The sequence below is a fragment of the Streptomyces sp. NBC_01363 genome (assembly GCF_026340595.1).
Taxonomy (GTDB): Bacteria; Actinomycetota; Actinomycetes; order Streptomycetales; family Streptomycetaceae; genus Streptomyces.
Window position 1 is genome coordinate 813,764 of record NZ_JAPEPF010000001.1, and the last position, 19,047, is coordinate 832,810.

The window sequence follows — 19,047 nt, forward strand, 5'->3', positions numbered from 1 at the left end:
AGAGTTACTCGCCCTTGGCCTTCGCGATGATCTCCTCGGCGACGTTCCGCGGAACCTCGGCGTAGGAGTCGAACTGCATCGAGTAGCTTGCGCGACCCGAGGTCTTGCTGCGGAGGTCTCCGACGTAGCCGAACATCTCCGAGAGGGGCACGAGGCCCTTCACGACGCGAGCGCCGCTGCGCTCCTCCATGGCCTGGATCTGGCCACGGCGGGAGTTGAGGTCGCCGATGACATCGCCCATGTAGTCCTCGGGCGTGGTGACCTCGACGGCCATCATCGGCTCGAGGAGCACGGGGGACGCCTTGCGAGCACCCTCCTTGAACGCCTGCGAACCGGCGATCTTGAAGGCGAGCTCGGAGGAGTCGACCTCGTGGTAACCACCGTCGAGAAGGGTGACGCGGACGCCCACCATCTCGTAGCCGGCCAGGATGCCGAACTGCATGGCTTCCTGGGCACCCGCGTCCACCGAGGGGATGTACTCACGGGGGATGCGGCCACCGGTGACCTTGTTGACGAACTCGTAGGACGCGTCGCCACCCTCGATGGGCTCAAGGGCGATCTGCACCTTCGCGAACTGGCCGGTACCACCAGTCTGCTTCTTGTGCGTGTAGTCGATGCGCTCGACGGCCTTGCGGATCGTCTCGCGGTACGCGACCTGCGGCTTGCCGACGTTCGCCTCGACGCGGAACTCGCGCTTCATGCGGTCGACGAGCACCTCGAGGTGAAGCTCGCCCATACCACCGATGATGGTCTGGCCGGTCTCCTCGTCGGAGTGCACCTGGAAGGACGGGTCCTCCTCGGAGAGGCGCTGGATGGCGACACCCAGCTTCTCCTGGTCACCCTTGGACTTGGGCTCGATGGCGACCTGAATGACCGGCGCCGGGAAGTCCATGGACTCCAGGATGACCGGGTTCTTGTCGTCACACAGCGTCTCACCGGTGGTGGTCTGCTTCAGGCCCATGACGGCGATGATGTCGCCGGCGCCCACCGACGCGATCTCCTCACGCTTGTTCGCGTGCATGCGGTAGATCTTGCCGATGCGCTCCTTCTTGCCCTTGACCGAGTTCAGCACCGCGGTGCCGGCCTCGAGGCGACCGGAGTAGATCCGGACGAAGGTGAGCTTGCCGAGGTGCGGGTCGCTCGCGATCTTGAACGCCAGGCCGGAGAACGGCTCGTCGTCCGAGGGCTTGCGCTTGACGACAACCTCGGGGTCCTTGACGTCGTGGCCCTCGATGGCCTCGACGTCCAGGGGGGAAGGCAGGTAGCGGACGACCGCGTCGAGCAGGGGCTGGACGCCCTTGTTCTTGAACGCCGTGCCACAGAACACCGGGGTGACGGTGACGGAGTCGGCACTGCCCTTGGACGCCAGGGTGATCCGACGGATCGCCTCGTGCAGCTGCTCCTGGGTGGGCTCCTCGCCCTCCAGGTACAGCTCCATCATCTGGTCATCGTGCTCGGCAACGGCCTCAAGGAGCTTGCCGCGCCACTCCTGAGCCGCCTCGATGTGGGTGTCAGGGATGTCGACCGTGTCGTACATCTCACCCTTGGCTGCCTCTTCCGGCCACAGGAAGGCCTTCATCGACACGAGGTCGACGACGCCGCGGAAGCCGGCCTCGGCACCGATGGGGAGCTGCATGACCAGCGGAACCGCACCGAGGCGGTCGACGATCATGTCGACGCAGCGGTGGAACTCGGCACCGGTGCGGTCGAGCTTGTTGACGAAGCAGATACGCGGCACGCCGTAGCGGTCCGCCTGACGCCAGACGGTCTCGGACTGCGGCTCGACGCCGGCGACACCGTCGAACACGGTGACGGCACCGTCGAGGACGCGGAGCGAACGCTCCACCTCGACGGTGAAGTCGACGTGACCCGGGGTGTCGATGATGTTGATGGTGTGGTCAACATCATTGAGCGGCCAGTGACAGGTCGTCGCGGCGGACGTGATCGTGATGCCGCGCTCCTGCTCCTGCTCCATCCAGTCCATCGTGGCAGCGCCGTCGTGGACTTCACCGATCTTGTACGAGACGCCGGTGTAGAACAGGATCCGCTCAGTGGTGGTCGTCTTGCCCGCGTCGATGTGGGCCATGATCCCGATGTTGCGGACCTTGGCCAGGTCAAGCGAAGTGGTGGCCATAAGGCTCAATCTTCTCTCGGTCTCGATGTGGGTAGCGACTACCAGCGGTAGTGCGCGAAGGCCTTGTTGGACTCGGCCATCTTGTGGGTGTCCTCGCGCTTCTTGACGGCAGCGCCAAGACCGTTGGAGGCGTCGAGCAGCTCGTTCATGAGGCGCTCGGTCATGGTCTTCTCGCGGCGGGCGCGGGAGTAGCCCACGAGCCAGCGCAGGGCGAGGGTGGAGGCACGACCGGGCTTGACCTCGATCGGCACCTGGTAGGTGGCGCCACCGACACGGCGGGACTTGACCTCGAGCGAGGGCTTGACGTTCTCAAGCGCGCGCTTCAGCGTGATGACCGGGTCGTTGCCGGTCTTCTCGCGGAGGCCTTCCATGGCGCCGTACACGATCCGCTCGGCGGTGGAACGCTTGCCGTCCAGCAGGATCTTGTTGATCAGCGAGGTGACAAGAGGAGAGCTGTAGACCGGGTCGATGATGACCGGGCGCTTCGGGGCGGGGCCCTTACGAGGCATTCTTACTTCTCCTTCTTGGCGCCGTAGCGGCTGCGGGCCTGCTTGCGGTTCTTGACACCCTGGGTGTCGAGCGAGCCGCGGATGATCTTGTAACGAACACCCGGCAGGTCCTTCACACGGCCACCACGCACGAGCACGATCGAGTGCTCCTGCAGGTTGTGTCCCTCACCCGGGATGTAGGCCGTGACCTCGATACCGGAGGTCAGACGCACACGCGCGACCTTACGGAGTGCCGAGTTCGGCTTCTTCGGGGTGGTCGTGAACACACGCGTGCAGACGCCGCGGCGCTGGGGCGAACCCTCGAGCGCGGGCGTCTTGTTCTTCTCGACCTTGTCCTGCCGGCCCTTCCGGACCAGCTGCTGGATCGTAGGCACTACTTCTCCGGTTTCTGTGTGCCGTTCGTGAAACTAACCTGGAACGTCACCGACCCACGCGGTCGGGTGTGTCGAATACTGCAGGCTTCTGCCGCAAGGCAGAAGGAGCGCAGATTGCGGTAGCCACTGACGGACTCGCCATGCGGTTGAGGACACGCACACGAGCCCAGGCACACCCCAGGCACAAGGTCTGAGCGTACCTACCTCGTCGACTCCGGTCAAAACAAATGCTGTCCACCGGGACACGCCAGACTTTCGCAGCTCACGGCCAACGGAATTGAGACAGCCGACGGCGGACGCACGGCAGGAAAACAACCTCGGCGGTCCGGCCATACGCGTTCTCAGTACATTGAACCGCGCGGTGGACGATCGGGGGCGAAATGGCGGCGGCATACCTACCCGATGGCGACGGGCTCGACGACCGGGTGCCCTTCCTCGCCCGCCTGGAGCGCGATGACCGGGTGTCCCTGCTCGGACTGGGCCGCGAACTGGGTTTCGCCTCCCTGGCCCCTCTGCTCAGGCAGGACGAACCGTCCGCCTACGTCCTGCTGATCGTCAAAGGCTGGACAAAGGTCACCACATCCGCGCCGAACGGTTACGAGGCGTTGCACGCCCTGCGCGGCCCCGGCGACATCGTGGGCGAATCGGCCGCGTTGACCGGTCGGCCACGCTCGGCGACAGTGACCGCACTCTCCCCCGTGCGGGCCGTCGTCGTGGCGCACGAGAAGTTCCGCGCGTTCGTGGCCGGCTCCGCCGAGGTCTCGCTCGCACTCCTGGCGTTGGCCGCCGACCGGACACGCGCCGCGGATCGGCGCAGCCTGGAGTTCGCGGCGATGACAGTACGGGAGCGCTTCGCCGTTCTGCTCCTGGATCTGGCGCACACCCACGGCAGCCGTACGGGCGAAGGCATCGAACTCGACATACCGCTCAGCAAACAGGAGCTGGCCGGGGCGGTCGGGGCCTCCAGGGAAATGGTCCAGCGGCTGCTCAAGGACCTGCGCGAACGGGGCATCGTGCTGACGGGGCGGCGGACGATGGTGATCGTGCGGCCGGAAGCGCTCCGCCGGATCGCCAGAGCGCAGGAATCCCTCCGCCCGCTCGTTGACCCCGAGGCCCCGCAGACTTCGTAGCGCAGGCTCCGCACGCTGCGCGGAGAGAACACAGCCGCGGGTGGCTCTGTGCACACGGTCACACACCGAGTGAGTCATCCGCCCTCACCACCACAGTTCCATCGGCCCCACGCTCATGTCTTCGGCCCACGGAGACACGAGCGAGAGGCACCTCATGAACGATCCCGTGAACAGCACGATCCTGCTGCTCGACATCGAGAAGTACAGCGAGCGGGACGATGTCGAGCAGGCATATCTGCGCCGCATGCTCTACGACCTCACCGACCGGGCACTGCTGGCCGCCGGGATCGACGAGACCCGGTGCAGGCGGGCGGACCGCGGTGACTCCGTGATGGAACTGATCGACGCCAACTGCTCGGTGATCGCTCTGCTGAGGGCACTGTTGACCGAGGTACCGGCCCAGTTGCGCAGCCAGAACCGGTGTGCCTCCACCTCGGCTCAGATGCGGCTTCGTGGAGTGGTCGCTTCGGGGTACGTCGCCGTGGACCCGCTCGACGGATGGGTCGGCAGCGATCTGAACCACGCGTGCAGACTGCTGGACGCGGAGTTGCTCAGGGCGGCGCTGCGGGAGCGCCCGGACGACTTCGCGCTGTGTGTGTCCGATCCGGTCTATCGGGGTGTCGTGCGGCACAGCCACACCGGCGTACCGGCCGAGGAGTTCCGCTCCGTCACGGTGGACAGCAAGAACGGTCCGCTCGCCGCGTGGCTGCACGGTCCGCTTCCGACCGAACGCCCGCACCCCGCGAGCGGGCAGACAGACTCCCCGTCGGCCTCGGGCGCTGCCCCGACCGCCCCACAGGAACCGGCCCCGGCCTTCGACCTCGGCGGCGCCACGGTCAACGGCGGTGTCTTCGGCGGGACCAACCACGGCATCGGCGGCGGCACCTTCTCCGGGGACATCCGTCTCGGCGACGGCGGCCGGGGAGACCGCCGGTGAGCACCGGGGAACAGCCGCACGGCTCCCAGCCCTCCACGGGGGGCGACCAGCCTTCCGAGGCGCAGGACGGCCGCCAGGCCGACGGGGAGAGGCCCGAGGAGACCGACCAGCCTCAGCCCGCCTGGGCGGCCCGACGTGACCTGGAGAACCACACCCCGCGGACCATGGGGTTCGGGGACGGCGCCCAGGTCGGCGGGGGCGTCTTCGGCGGGACCAATCACGGCATCGGCGGCGGCACCTTCTACGGGGACATCCTGCTCGACAGGACCGAGATCATCTACCAGTTCGGCGCGTCCTCCGCACTCCACGTCTCGGGCGAGATCGCACAGTCCACCCTGGAGGAGCTGTCGGCCTGTTTCGTGCCCGCGTGCGCCGACTTCGGGGCCTTGGCCGACCGGCTGCGCGAAGAACATGTCCTGGTGGTCTCGGGCCCGTATTTCGCGGGTCGGCGGACCGCCGCGCTCATGCTGCTGCACCGGCTTCGCGCAGATCCGGTCCAGGCGATCGGCCGGGACACCACCCCCGGGCAGCTCACGGCCGGTCTCGGCGGCGGTGAGACGCGGGACGGCCGAACCGGCCATGTCCTCTGCGATCTGATCACCGAGCCCGGCCGACCACTGCGGGAGGCGGACCTGCTGGCCGCCCGCAAGGAACTGGGCGAGGACGCGTATCTGGTGATCACCGTGGGGCCGACGGCCCTGCTGGAGGACGTGCCGGTGGTGAGCTGGCAGGCTCCCCCGGCGGGCGACGTCCTCGCCGCGCACCTGGGGGTGCTGGTGGGCGAGGACCACGTGTCGGAGCTGCTTTCCCTGCCCGCCGTGACCGCGTTCCTCGAACGCAGCCATCAGCCGCGCGAGGCCGCCGAGTTCGCCCGGCTCCTGGCGAGGTACGCGACCGGACAGGCCGACGCCGCCGAGCTCGGGGACTTCTCCCTGGTCGCGTTGGAGAACCAGGTCCAGGAGTGGTTCGAGGATGACGGGACCGTGCTGCACCTGCGGGACAAGGCGTTCCTCGTCGCTCTGGCCGCCTTCGACGAGGGCCCGTACGCCTTGACGGCTGAACTGAGCGATCTGCTCTACGTCTTCCTTCAGGAAACCGAGAGCGGGACACGATCCGCAACCGTTCCGGTCTTCGGCACGCACATCGGCAAGCGGCTCCAGCTGGCCCGGGCCCGTCGGTTCGAGGCCGAGGAGCCCACCGAGTGGGGTCCGGTCCGGCAGGTGAAGGCCGCCTACCGGGACGAGCGGGCCTCGCTCGTGCTCCTGCGCGAGATATGGACGGGACACCCCTCGGCACGTCCCGCGCTCGTGCACTGGCTGCAACGACTGGCCGGGGACGGGCGGCCGTTCGTGCGCACACGCGCCGCCTCCACCGTCGCCGTCCTCGCCCATACCGATCTGCCGTCCGCCATGGCACTGGTCATCGAGCCGTGGGCGTCATCCCACCTCTATCGGCACCGCCTCGTCGCCGTCAACGCGCTCACACTCACCCACGTGCTGGGCACTCCCAACGTGCCGCGCATCCTCGACGCCTGGTGCGAGAGCGACGAGTCGCCGCGGCGCTGGGTGGCCATCCGCGCCCATGGGCTGATCGGGCCGGAACGCCCCTCCGAGACCCTGGCGGCGCTGCGCGCGGCAGCCCGGCACCAAGCAGGACAGCCGGAGTCCGACACGGATCTCTCCGGGCAGCTCGCCGAGTCCGTAGAGCTGTTGCTGCTGTCACCGGCGGGTGAGGACGTGCTCGCGGGGCTGCTCAGGACGCTGCACGACGACCGTCCGGCGACCGACCTCGCGCTCGGCGGCTTCATCAGCGCCTGCCGCCGGACCGAGCAGGACGAACGTCACGGACAGCCGCTCGTCCTGTCCTGGTACGCGCGAGCGTCGGCCGCGCGGACACCGGCCGCCACCGGCATCGTCGAACTGTGGCGCACCGCCCTGGGGAGCCGCGGCCACACCCGGGACGCCCTCGACGTGCTGCGCCGCTGGGTGCTGTCGGCGGACCACGACCCCGGTACGGAGTGGGCGCTTGCCGCGCTGCTGCCCTCACTCGTCACCACGCCGTCGGAGCACCAGCGGCTCAGCCATCTCCTGCGGACGATGCCCGGCGAGGACGGCACCGATCCCCCGCCCGTGACAGGCCGACTGCTGGCCGTCCTGCCTCATCCCTGACCTGCGACCTCATCAACAGCAAGAGGAGAATGTCCATGCCCGAATTCCGTCGAACACCCGACTGGGGCCAGCGGGCCGACCGCGGAACGCGGTTGACCGATCCGGTGGTCACGGTCCGGCAGCTGTCCCGCTTCGGATTCGCCCGCCGCCCGCTCACCCGCATCGACCACGCCCTGGTCTTCTCGGCCCCGGACGGCTCGTACGACACATTCCTCCCGCCGGTCCGCCCCACCCGGGCCGGAGCCGCCGCGAAGCGATACACCTCGGTGTACGAGGTCGACATGGGCGTCCATCCCGTACGCGAGGAGATCCGCCTGCCGAGCAACGACGACGCCTTCGAGTTCGCAGTGGTCGTCGAACTGTCGTGGCAGGTCGTCGATCCCGCACTGTTCGTGGCAAGTCGGCACCGCGACGTACCACGGCTGCTGATCAGCGAGCTGGAGCAGTCGGCCCGGGCCGTCACCCGCCGCTACCCCGCCTCCCGGAGCGCGGAGGCCGAGGAGGCACTGCTGCGGGAAGTACGCGCACAGGGTGCACTCGGCACCCGAGCAGGACTCGCGGTGGCCTGGACCGTACGGCTGCGCAGGGACCAGGAAGCCATCGACCATGTACGGCGGATGAGGTCCATCGACCATGCGGCCACCGAGCAGGTCCACACCGAGCGGCGGGGCCGGGAGCACGATGCCGCGATCGACCGGCGCGTCAGGGAGCAGGACACACTGCAGTGGGGACGCGCGGCCGAATTCGAGGCGCAGCAGCACGAACTGAGGTCGCGGCAGCAGAAGTGGCAACACGCGGAGGCGGTCGACCGGGCCCGTCGGCAGATGGAGCTTCAACAGGTCAACGCAGAAAAGATCGCCTTCTACGAAAAACACTTGGAACAGGGCGGGGTCCGCGCATGGGCGCTCCATCTGGCCGACCATCCCGAAGACACCAGGCTCGTGGTGGCCAGCCTGCGCCAGGACCAACTACACATGATCAAGGCGCAGATGGAGCTGGCGGGCGAGCTGTTGAAAGGCGACAGCGCGGAGAACCACGAACTGGAGGAGCCGAAGAAGAGCGCCCTCCAGGCGTTGATCGACGTACTGAACCAACATCTTCCCGGCGTCACCGCACAGAGCACGGCCGAAGGCCGACTGACCGTGTCGATGCCGCAGGACGCACCGAGAGCGGTACCGGAAGCGGCCATGCGGAGCACGTCCTGGCCGGACTTCGACCTGACCGACGGCACTGACGCGAACAGCCGGACGGTGCACCGGCTCGACGGGACACCCTTCCGCAGGACCGATCCGGAGGCGGGCGACCCGTTGAGCCGCTTCCCGGGCTGGCAGCCGCCGCCGGGCTACGGCAGCGCTCCCCTGGGACCGACGGGCACGGCCACGCCATCGGCCGGTGCGGAAGGCGTGCGCAGAGCACCCGGCGGGGCAACCGATGCGGCCGAGCCCGCGGACGCTCCCGGGGCTGCGAACCCTCCGAGGGCATCGGACACGCCCCGGGCCACGGACGTGACAGGAGCACCGGACCGGGAGAACCGCAGCACATGACCGACAGCCCACCGATCCGGAACACCGATGTCGGGGCGCGGCTCCTCCTCGATCTGCGGTCCGAGATAGCACGCGCCGACAGCAAGGCGTCCGTCCTGGTTGCCGCGCTCGGCATGACCGCAGGCGTGATCAGCGGCTGGCTGGCGGGCAGCGAGTGGCGACCGAACGCGCTCTCCGGCCCCGCAACGGCCCTGTGGTGGACAGGCACCGGCGGGCTGGCGACCGCGCTGCTCTCCATGCTGATGGCCGTACTCCCGCGCTACCGCGGCAGTACCTGGGTCCCCGGGGCCCCGCTCACCTACTTCGCGGACATCCGGCGCGCCGCCCGACAGAACGGGTTGCCGGAAGCGCTCGACGCCACCGAGAGCGCCCAGGCCATCGCACTCGTCACTGCCCTGGCCGAAACCAGCCGGATCGCCGTGTGCAAACACCAGTGGATACGGGTGGGGCTGCTCGCCTACTCCGTCGGCACCGTCCTGCTCCCCGCCTCGCTGCTCATCGGCTGACGCTCCTCCCGCCAAAGGATGATCATGAATCCACCGAAACCTCAGCCCCAGAATTCGGGCGACGGGCTCGTACCGCCCCCGGATCCGTACCCCACCGCCACCGCACCCCCCGCTCCCGACGACATGATCTACGAGCACGGGCCGGGCCGACGCGTGTACTACACGGCACACCAGCGGCGTGTGGACATCACTGCACTCGGGCGGCTGGCATTGGCACTGCCCGCCTTCCTGACGAGCGCGCTGGTGGTGCTGCTCTCCGGCGCGGTCCTGGACGGCTGCCTCGGGCTGCCGTTCTGGATACCGGCCGGGCTCTGGCTGGCATCCGGTGCCCTGGTCTTCCACCGGCCCACGGAGGATCTGCTCGCCCGCTACCTGCTCGGGCTCCGGCGCCCGATGCCCGAGGAGACCGCACGGCTGGAGCCGGTCTGGCGCGAGGTGACGGCCATCGCCGGGGTCGACGGAGCGCTGTACCAGCTCTGGATCGAGGAGAGCGACGACCTCAACGCGTACGCCGCCGCGGGCCACATCGTGGGGGTCACCCGGTTCGCGCTGGAGCAACTGTCGAGCGGCCGGCTGGCCGCCGTACTCGCCCATGAGCTGGGTCACCACACCGGCGGTCATGCGTGGTCGTCACTGCTGGTCGACTGGTACGGGCTGCCTGGCCGGGCGGCCTGGCGCGCCCTCCGCACGATGACCCGCTCCGTCGTCACGCCTGCCAGGTGTGCCGTCTACTTCACCGTCGGCGTCCTGCTCCTCGCGATCGGCGGGCTCGCCTCCACCGCCGCCGCGGTTCTGTACGGGTTACCGCTGCTTCTCGTACTTCCGTATCTGTCGGCGGCCGTGGGACGGCGTGCCGAACTGCGTGCCGACCGCCATGCCGCCGCACTCGGATTCGCGCCAGGACTGGCCGAGGTCCTGGAGACGATGCACGCCAACGAGACCCGGGCGCGGCAGAAGGTGCTCCCCGTCACGGGAGAACGGATGGAGCGCCTGTCGACGCCTGCCCGGCTGCTCTCCTCCCACCCCGACGTCCCGACCCGGCTGCACCATCTGCGGCACTACCTGTAGCCGCGGCCGCAGGTGCGGCACATCGGGACACGCCGGAGGGCGGCCACCCCGTACGAAACGGGGTGACCGCCCTCCGGTCGGTCAAGCGACTCGCTTACTGGTTGTACGGACCGTAGTCGTAGTCCTCCAGCGGAACGGCCTGGCCGGAGCCCGTGCCGAACGGCGAGTAGTCGATGTCGTCGTAGCCGACGGCCGAGTACATCGCGGCCTTGGCCTCCTCGGTCGGCTCGACCCGGATGTTGCGGTAGCGGGACAGCCCCGTACCGGCCGGGATGAGCTTACCGATGATGACGTTCTCCTTGAGGCCGATCAGGGAGTCGGACTTGGCGTTGATCGCCGCGTCCGTCAGGACCCTGGTCGTCTCCTGGAAGGAAGCCGCGGACAGCCACGACTCCGTCGCCAGCGAGGCCTTGGTGATACCCATCAGCTGCGGACGGCCGGAGGCGGGGTGACCGCCCTCGGTGACCACACGACGGTTCTCGGTCTCGAACTTCGAGCGCTCGACGAGCTCGCCCGGCAGCAGCTCCGCGTCGCCGGACTCGATGATCGTCACGCGGCGCAGCATCTGCCGGATGATGATCTCGATGTGCTTGTCGTGGATCGACACACCCTGCGAGTTGTAGACCTTCTGGACCTCGCCGACCAGGTGAACCTGGACCGCGCGCTGACCGAGGATCCGCAGCACGTCGTGCGGGTTGGTGGCACCCACGGTGAGCTTCTGGCCCACCTCGACGTGGTCGCCCTCGCCCACCAGCAGACGGGCGCGCTTCGAGATCGGGAAGGGGATCTCGTCGCTGCCGTCGTCCGGCGTGACCACGAGCTTCTTGGTCTTCTCGGTCTCCTCGATCCGGACCCGGCCCGCGGACTCCGAGATCGGGGCGACACCCTTGGGCGTACGGGCTTCGAAGAGCTCGACGACTCGGGGCAGACCCTGGGTGATGTCGTCACCGGCCACACCACCGGTGTGGAAGGTACGCATCGTCAGCTGGGTACCGGGCTCACCGATGGACTGGGCGGCGATGATGCCGACCGCCTCACCGATGTCGACCAGCTTGCCGGTGGCGAGCGAGCGTCCGTAGCAGAAGGCACAGGTGCCGACCGCGGACTCACAGGTCAGGACCGAACGGGTCTTGACCTCCTCGACGCCGGCGCCCACCAGGGCGTCGATCAGGACGTCACCGAGGTCGACGTTGGCAGGCGCGATGACCTTGCCGTCGACGACGACGTCCTCGGCGAGCATGCGGGCGTAGACCGAGGTCTCGACGTCCTCCGTCTTGCGGAGCACACCGTCCGCACCCTTGACGGCGATCTTCAGCTTGAGGCCGCGGTCGGTGCCGCAGTCCTCCTCGCGAATGATCACGTCCTGCGAGACGTCCACCAGACGACGGGTCAGGTAACCCGAGTCGGCGGTACGCAGGGCGGTGTCCGCCAGACCCTTACGGGCACCGTGCGTGGAGATGAAGTACTCCAGAACGGTGAGGCCCTCACGGAAGGACGCCTTGATGGGACGCGGGATCGTCTCGTTCTTGGCGTTGGACACCAGACCACGCATACCGGCGATCTGACGCATCTGCATCATGTTTCCTCGGGCACCCGAGTCAACCATCATGAAGATGGGGTTCGTCTTGGGGAAGTTCGCGTTCATCGCCTCGGCAACCTCGTTGGTCGCCTTGGTCCAGATCGCGATGAGCTCCTGCGTGCGCTCGTCCTTGGTGATCAGACCGCGCTCGTACTGCTTCTGGACCTTCTCGTCCTGCGCCTCGTAGCCGGCGACGATCGCCTTCTTGGCCTCGGGGACCACGACGTCGGAGATGGCCACGGTGACACCGGAACGGGTCGCCCAGTGGAAGCCCGCCGCCTTCAGGTTGTCGAGCGTCGCCGCCACGATGACCTTGGGGTAGCGCTCGGCGAGGTCGTTGACGATCTCGGAGAGCTGCTTCTTGCCGACCGAGTAGTCGACGAACGGGTAGTCCTCGGGCAGCAGCTCGTTGAAGAGCGCGCGGCCCAGGGACGTACGCAGCCGGAACGTGTCGCCCTGCTGGTACTCCTGCTCGCCTTCCTCGGCGACCGGCGGCACCCAGCCGCGCGGCGGGATGGTGCCCACCGGGAAGCGGATGTCGACCTTCGCCTGGAGCGACAGCTCGCGGGCGTCGAAGGCCATGATCGCCTCGGCCGTGGAACCGAAGGAACGGCCCTGGCCGATGACCTTGCGCTCCTCCTCGTCCGTGGTGAGGAAGAACAGGCCCAGCACCATGTCCTGGGTCGGCATGGTGACGGGACGACCGTCGGCCGGCTTCAGGATGTTGTTCGAGGACAGCATCAGGATGCGGGCCTCGGCCTGCGCCTCCGCGGAGAGCGGCAGGTGCACGGCCATCTGGTCACCGTCGAAGTCCGCGTTGAACGCGGTGCAGACGAGCGGGTGGATCTGGATGGCCTTGCCCTCGACCAGCTGCGGCTCGAAGGCCTGGATGCCGAGGCGGTGCAGCGTCGGAGCACGGTTCAGGAGAACCGGGTGCTCGGCGATGACCTCTTCGAGTACGTCGTACACGACCGTGCGGCCGCGCTCGACCATGCGCTTGGCCGACTTGATGTTCTGCGCGTGGTTCAGGTCGACCAGGCGCTTCATCACGAACGGCTTGAAGAGCTCCAGCGCCATGGCCTTCGGCAGACCGCACTGATGCAGCTTGAGCTGCGGGCCGACGACGATCACGGAACGCGCGGAGTAGTCCACACGCTTACCGAGAAGGTTCTGACGGAATCGACCCTGCTTGCCCTTCAGCATGTCGCTGAGGGACTTGAGCGGGCGGTTGCCGGGACCGGTGACCGGGCGACCGCGGCGGCCGTTGTCGAACAGCGCGTCGACGGCCTCCTGCAGCATCCGCTTCTCGTTGTTCACGATGATCTCGGGGGCACCGAGGTCAAGGAGACGCTTGAGGCGGTTGTTGCGGTTGATCACGCGGCGGTACAGGTCGTTCAGGTCGGAGGTCGCGAAGCGGCCACCGTCCAGCTGCACCATCGGACGCAGGTCCGGCGGGATGACCGGCACGCAGTCGAGCACCATGCCCTTGGGCTTGTTGCTGGTCTGCAGGAACGCGGAGACGACCTTGAGGCGCTTGAGCGCACGGGTCTTCTTCTGGCCCTTGCCGGTACGGATGATCTCGCGGAGGCGCTCGGCCTCCTCGTCGAGGTCGAAGGACTCCAGGCGCTTCTGCAGGGCGGCGGCACCCATGCAGCCGTCGAAGTACGTGCCGAACCGGTCACGCAGCTCGCGGTAGAGCAGCTCGTCGCCCTCCAGGTCCTGGACCTTGAGGTTCTTGAAGCGGCTCCACACCTCGTCGAGACGGTCGATCTCGCGCTGCGCACGGTCGCGCAGCTGCTTCATCTCACGCTCGGCACCTTCGCGCACCTTGCGGCGCACGTCGGCCTTGGCGCCCTCGGCCTCCAGCTCGGCCAGGTCGGTCTCGAGCTTCTTGGCGCGGGCTTCCAGATCGGCGTCGCGGCGGTTCTCGATCTGCTGACGCTCGACGGAGACGTGTGCCTCCAGCGACGGCAGGTCGCGCGTACGGCGCTCCTCGTCCACGAACGTGATCATGTACGCGGCGAAGTAGATGACCTTCTCGAGGTCCTTCGGCGCGAGGTCGAGGAGGTAGCCCAGGCGCGACGGGACGCCCTTGAAGTACCAGATGTGGGTGACGGGAGCGGCAAGCTCGATGTGGCCCATGCGCTCACGACGCACCTTGGCGCGCGTGACCTCGACGCCACAGCGCTCACAGATGATGCCCTTGAAGCGGACACGCTTGTACTTGCCGCAGTAGCACTCCCAGTCCCGGGTCGGACCGAAGATCTTCTCGCAGAAGAGTCCGTCCTTTTCGGGCTTGAGCGTGCGGTAGTTGATGGTCTCCGGCTTCTTCACTTCGCCGTGGGACCAGGTCCGGATGTCGTCCGCGGTGGCAAGGCCGATCCGCAGCTCGTCGAAGAAGTTGACGTCGAGCACTTGTCGTCAATCCCTCTTTCGGGGGTTCGAGCCCCCTCGCGTCAGGCGAGAAAACGGGGCACTTCAGCAATGGTCTGAACGGGTCCGGGGAGAGCCGGCCGGATCACTGGGATCCGGCCGGCCAACCCGTCAGACCTCTTCGACGCTGCTCGGCTCGCGCCGGGACAGGTCGATACCGAGCTCCTCCGCCGCGCGGAAGACGTCCTCGTCCGTGTCGCGCATCTCGATGGACATGCCGTCCGAGGACAGCACCTCCACGTTGAGGCAGAGCGACTGCATTTCCTTGATGAGCACCTTGAAGGACTCAGGGATGCCCGGCTCGGGGATGTTCTCGCCCTTGACGATGGCCTCGTAGACCTTCACGCGGCCGGTCACGTCGTCGGACTTGATCGTCAGGAGCTCCTGGAGGGCGTATGCGGCGCCGTAAGCCTCAAGGGCCCACACCTCCATCTCACCGAATCGCTGTCCACCGAACTGAGCCTTACCACCCAGCGGCTGCTGGGTGATCATGGAGTACGGGCCCGTCGAACGAGCGTGCAGCTTGTCGTCGACGAGGTGGTGCAGCTTCAGGATGTACATGTAACCGACCGAGACCGGGTCCGGGAACGGCTCGCCGGAGCGGCCGTCGAACAGGTTGGCCTTGCCGGAGGGCTGTACCAGGCGGTCGCCGTCGCGGTTCGGGATCGTGGCCTCGAAGAGACCGGAGATCTCGTCCTCGCGCGCACCGTCGAAGACGGGGGTGGCGACGTTGGTGCCGGGGGCGACCTGGTCGGCGCCGATGGCCTGCAGGCGCTTGGCCCACTCGTCACCGAGGCCGGAGACGTCCCAGCCGCGGCTGGCGAGCCAGCCGAGGTGGATCTCCAGGACCTGTCCCGGGTTCATTCGGGACGGGACACCCAGCGGGTTGAGGATGATGTCGACCGGGGTGCCGTCCTCCAGGAACGGCATGTCCTCGATCGGCAGGATCTTCGAGATGACGCCCTTGTTGCCGTGACGACCGGCGAGCTTGTCACCGTCGGTGATCTTGCGCTTCTGCGCGACGTAGACGCGGACCAGCTGGTTCACGCCCGGCGGCAGCTCGTCGCCCTCTTCGCGGTCGAAGACGCGGACGCCGATGACCTTGCCGATCTCACCGTGCGGCACCTTCAGCGAGGTGTCGCGCACCTCGCGCGCCTTCTCACCGAAGATCGCGCGGAGCAGGCGCTCCTCGGGGGTCAGCTCGGTCTCACCCTTGGGCGTGACCTTGCCGACGAGGATGTCACCGGCGACGACCTCGGCACCGATACGGATGATGCCGCGCTCGTCGAGGTCGGCGAGGACCTCTTCGGAGACGTTCGGGATGTCCCGGGTGATCTCCTCCGGGCCGAGCTTGGTGTCACGGGCGTCGACCTCGTGCTCCTCGATGTGGATCGAGGAGAGGACGTCGTCCTGCACGAGGCGCTGCGACAGGATGATCGCGTCCTCGTAGTTGTGACCCTCCCACGGCATGAACGCCACGAGCAGGTTCTTGCCGAGGGCCATCTCACCGAACTCGGTGGCCGGACCGTCGGCGAGGACCTGGTCGGCGACGACCCGGTCGCCCTCGGAGACGACAACCTTCTGGTTGACCGAGGTGCCCTGGTTGGAGCGCATGAACTTGGCGATGCGGTACGTGGTGTACGTGCCGTCGTCGTTGGTGACGGTGATGTAGTCCGCGGAGACCTCCTGGACCACACCGTCCTTCTCGGCCTTGAGCACGTCACCGGCGTCGGTGGCGCAGCGGTACTCCATGCCGGTGCCGACGAGCGGGGCCTCCGACTTGATCAGCGGCACCGCCTGCCGCATCATGTTCGCGCCCATGAGGGCACGGTTGGCGTCGTCGTGCTCCAGGAACGGGATCATCGCGGTCGCGACGGACACCATCTGGCGCGGCGAGACGTCCATGTAGTCGACGTCCGTGCCGGGCACGTAGTCGACCTCGCCGCCACGGCGGCGGACCAGCACGCGGGACTCGGCGAACCGGAGCTCGTCGGTCAGCGGCGCGTTGGCCTGCGCGATGACGAAGCGGTCCTCCTCGTCGGCGGTCAGGTAGTCGACCTCGTCGGTGACCTGGCCCTCGACGACCTTGCGGTACGGCGTCTCGATGAAGCCGAACGCGTTGATCCGGCCGTAGGAGGCCAGCGAGCCGATCAGACCGATGTTCGGGCCTTCCGGCGTCTCGATCGGGCACATGCGGCCGTAGTGCGACGGGTGCACGTCACGGACTTCGAAGCCGGCCCGCTCACGGGAGAGACCACCCGGGCCGAGGGCGTTGAGACGACGCTTGTGCGTCAGGCCCGACAGCGGGTTGTTCTGGTCCATGAACTGGGACAGCTGGCTGGTGCCGAAGAACTCCTTGATGGAGGCGACGACCGGCCGGATGTTGATCAGGGTCTGCGGCGTGATCGCCTCGACGTCCTGGGTGGTCATGCGCTCGCGCACGACGCGCTCCATACGGGCGAGACCCGTACGGACCTGGTTCTGGATCAGCTCGCCGACGTTGCGGATACGACGGTTGCCGAAGTGGTCGATGTCGTCGGTCTCGACCATGATCGAGCGACCGGACTCGCCGACCGTCTCGGTCTCACCGGCGTGCAGCTTGACCAGGTACTTGATCGTCGCGATGACGTCGTCGCTGGTGAGCACACCGGCGTCCAGCGGCTCGTCGGCGCCGAGCTTCTTGTTCACCTTGTAGCGGCCGACCTTCGCGAGGTCGTAGCGCTTCGGGTTGAAGTAGAGGTTCTCGAGCAGCGTCTGAGCGGCCTCACGGGTGGGCGGCTCGCCCGGACGCAGCTTGCGGTAGATGTCGAGCAGCGCGTCGTCCTGGCCCTGGGTGTGGTCCTTCTCCAGAGTGGCGCGCATCGACTCGTACTCGCCGAACTCCTCCAGGATCTGCTCGGTCGTCCAACCGAGAGCCTTCAGGAGAACGGTGACGGACTGCTTGCGCTTGCGGTCGATACGGACACCGACCATGTCGCGCTTGTCGATCTCCATCTCCAGCCAGGCACCCCGGGACGGGATGATCTTGGCGGAGAAGATGTCCTTGTCGGACGTCTTGTCGATGGAGGAGTCGAAGTAGACACCCGGCGAGCGGACCAGCTGCGACACGACGACACGCTCGGTGCCGTTGATGACGAAGGTGCCCTTGTTGGTCATGAGCGGGAAGTCGCCCATGAAGACCGTCTGGGACTTGATCTCGCCGGTCTCGTTGTTGGTGAACTCGGCGGTGACGAAGAGCGGGGCGGCGAACGTGAAGTCGCGCTCCTTGCACTCGTCGATCGAGTTCTTCGGGGGCTCGAAGCGGTGGTCGCGGAAAGTCAGCGACATAGACCCGGAGAAGTCCTCGATCGGCGAGATCTCCTCGAAGATCTCTTCCAGGCCGGACTTGGTCGGGACGTTCTGTCCACTGTCCAGAGCAGCCTCGACGCGAGCCTTCCATGCGGCATTGCCGAGGAGCCAGTCAAAACTCTCGGTCTGCAGCGCGAGGAGGTTCGGAACCTCGAGGGGCTCCTTGATCTTTGCAAAGGAGATGCGCAGCGGGGCGGTGCTGGCACCGTTGTTCGTATTCGCGGTCGAGGCGTTGCGCGAGGCGGCCAAGAGGGGGTCCTTCCGAGGGCTCGGACTCACTACGCGCGTACCGGTCCCAAGCCGGACACGATGGCAGTCGGTTCCTGATTCGACCGAAGAAGGCCAGGTCAGAGACGATCAGTCATCGGTGCTCAAGCAAGGGCATGCCCCTGGTGACGGGCAGGAGGCAGCTAACAGGCAGCGCAAAGGGTCAGTGTAGCCAAACGGCACACTGATGTCCAGTCGGGGTTCTCAGAGACCCACGTTGCTCTCAACAGCTGTTCTCAACACCTATGGCTAGCCCTTGCGCGTGGTGCGCTCTTCTTTACTGCCCGCTTCGCCCACGATCCATGCCTCGGATTCGGATCGATGTGACGACGCGTCCTGAGAATTGCGCGCCGCGTGCGGTTCGTCAAGGCCCCTCTGCGGGGACAAAGCCCCGAGGTCCTCACCCGACCGCCTGCAGGCGCCGGTCGGCCGCCCCCGAGAGGCAACGGCGAAGATCACCATACTCGTCGGCGCGGGAAGAGCAAGGCAGCCGCCTCGGGTACGCCGAAGGGCGACCACCCGGATGGGTGATCGCCCTTCGTCAGATGACGTCCGTGCCGTGCGGCACGGGGCGCCAGAAGGAGTCAGCAGACTCCCTGAGTCACTTGACCTCGACGGAAGCGCCGGCGGCCTTGAGGGACTCGGCAGCCTTCTCGGCGGCCTCCTTGGCGACCTTCTCGAGGACCGGCTTCGGGGTGCCGTCGACGAGGTCCTTGGCCTCCTTCAGACCCAGCGAGGTCAGCTCACGCACGACCTTGATGACCTGGATCTTCTTCTCGCCGGCGCCGGTGAGGATGACGTCGAACTCGTCCTGCTCCTCGACGGCCTCGGCAACGGCACCCGGGCCGGCCGGACCGGCGACGGCGACGGCCGCGGCGGCGGTGACGTCGAACTTCTCCTCGAAGGCCTTCACGAACTCGGAGAGCTCGATGAGGGTCATCTCTTCGAACTGCGCGAGCAGGTCGTCCTGGGACAGCTTCGCCATGATGGCGTCCTTCCACTAATTCGGCAGGTGCCGGAGTTACATGTAGGCGGGCGTACGTTCGGCCC

The 19,047-nt window shown here is 67.4% G+C and carries 12 protein-coding genes; 6 read left to right on the forward strand and 6 right to left on the reverse strand.

Features of this window, described 5'->3' with window-relative positions; translation table 11 throughout:
- Window positions 1–4 precede the first annotated feature (4 nt).
- From fusA to rpsL, 3 genes are read right to left on the reverse strand one after another with little or no spacing between them, the layout of a single operon-like run.
- Window positions 5–2,134, reverse strand: coding sequence for an elongation factor G (gene fusA / locus OG611_RS03775; RefSeq protein ID WP_266415498.1), 2,130 nt, complete (start codon window positions 2,132–2,134; stop codon window positions 5–7).
- Between the two features lie 38 nt (window positions 2,135–2,172).
- Window positions 2,173–2,643, reverse strand: coding sequence for a 30S ribosomal protein S7 (gene rpsG, locus OG611_RS03780; protein WP_007445917.1), 471 nt, complete (start codon window positions 2,641–2,643; stop codon window positions 2,173–2,175).
- Between the two features lie 2 nt (window positions 2,644–2,645).
- A complete protein-coding gene (rpsL, locus tag OG611_RS03785) occupies window positions 2,646–3,017 on the reverse strand; it encodes a 30S ribosomal protein S12 (protein ID WP_003948652.1) in 372 nt (123 codons plus the stop codon).
- 380 nt (window positions 3,018–3,397) lie between these two features.
- Between rpsL and OG611_RS03790 the strand changes: the two genes are divergently transcribed.
- The 6 genes from OG611_RS03790 to OG611_RS03815 all read left to right on the forward strand — a co-directional run bounded on the left by OG611_RS03790 (window position 3,398) and on the right by OG611_RS03815 (window position 10,370).
- Window positions 3,398–4,147, forward strand: a complete 750-nt coding sequence (locus OG611_RS03790; protein ID WP_266415500.1) for a Crp/Fnr family transcriptional regulator — start codon at window positions 3,398–3,400, stop codon at window positions 4,145–4,147.
- Between the two features lie 154 nt (window positions 4,148–4,301).
- On the forward strand, window positions 4,302–5,084 hold the full coding sequence (locus OG611_RS03795; RefSeq protein ID WP_266415502.1) for a hypothetical protein: 783 nt from the start codon (window positions 4,302–4,304) through the stop codon (window positions 5,082–5,084).
- Window positions 5,081–7,252: a hypothetical protein gene (locus tag OG611_RS03800; protein ID WP_266415504.1), complete on the forward strand. Its 2,172-nt coding sequence runs from the start codon at window positions 5,081–5,083 to the stop codon at window positions 7,250–7,252. Before OG611_RS03795 ends, OG611_RS03800 begins: the two co-directional genes overlap by 4 nt.
- Window positions 7,253–7,287: 35 nt before the next feature.
- Complete coding sequence (locus tag OG611_RS03805) at window positions 7,288–8,796, forward strand: hypothetical protein (protein ID WP_266415506.1); 1,509 nt, start codon at window positions 7,288–7,290, stop codon at window positions 8,794–8,796.
- Window positions 8,793–9,302 carry a Pycsar system effector family protein gene (locus OG611_RS03810; RefSeq protein ID WP_266415508.1) on the forward strand — a complete coding sequence of 170 codons (510 nt, stop codon included), beginning with the start codon at window positions 8,793–8,795 and terminating at the stop codon, window positions 9,300–9,302. The genes OG611_RS03805 and OG611_RS03810 overlap by 4 nt, the downstream gene beginning before the upstream one ends.
- A 24-nt stretch (window positions 9,303–9,326) precedes the next feature.
- Window positions 9,327–10,370, forward strand: a complete 1,044-nt coding sequence (locus OG611_RS03815; RefSeq protein ID WP_266415510.1) for a M48 family metalloprotease — start codon at window positions 9,327–9,329, stop codon at window positions 10,368–10,370.
- A gap of 94 nt (window positions 10,371–10,464) precedes the next feature.
- On the opposite strand, the gene OG611_RS03820 is transcribed toward OG611_RS03815, so the two are convergent.
- The 3 genes from OG611_RS03820 to rplL all read right to left on the reverse strand — a co-directional run bounded on the left by OG611_RS03820 (window position 10,465) and on the right by rplL (window position 18,982).
- Window positions 10,465–14,364 carry a DNA-directed RNA polymerase subunit beta' gene (locus OG611_RS03820; protein WP_093540768.1) on the reverse strand — a complete coding sequence of 1,300 codons (3,900 nt, stop codon included), beginning with the start codon at window positions 14,362–14,364 and terminating at the stop codon, window positions 10,465–10,467.
- A 129-nt stretch (window positions 14,365–14,493) separates the two neighbouring features.
- Entirely contained in the window at window positions 14,494–17,979 is a 3,486-nt protein-coding gene (rpoB, locus tag OG611_RS03825) for a DNA-directed RNA polymerase subunit beta (protein ID WP_266415513.1), read from the reverse strand.
- A gap of 619 nt (window positions 17,980–18,598) precedes the next feature.
- Complete coding sequence (rplL, locus tag OG611_RS03830) at window positions 18,599–18,982, reverse strand: 50S ribosomal protein L7/L12 (RefSeq protein ID WP_072485559.1); 384 nt, start codon at window positions 18,980–18,982, stop codon at window positions 18,599–18,601.
- Window positions 18,983–19,047: the final 65 nt, after the last annotated feature.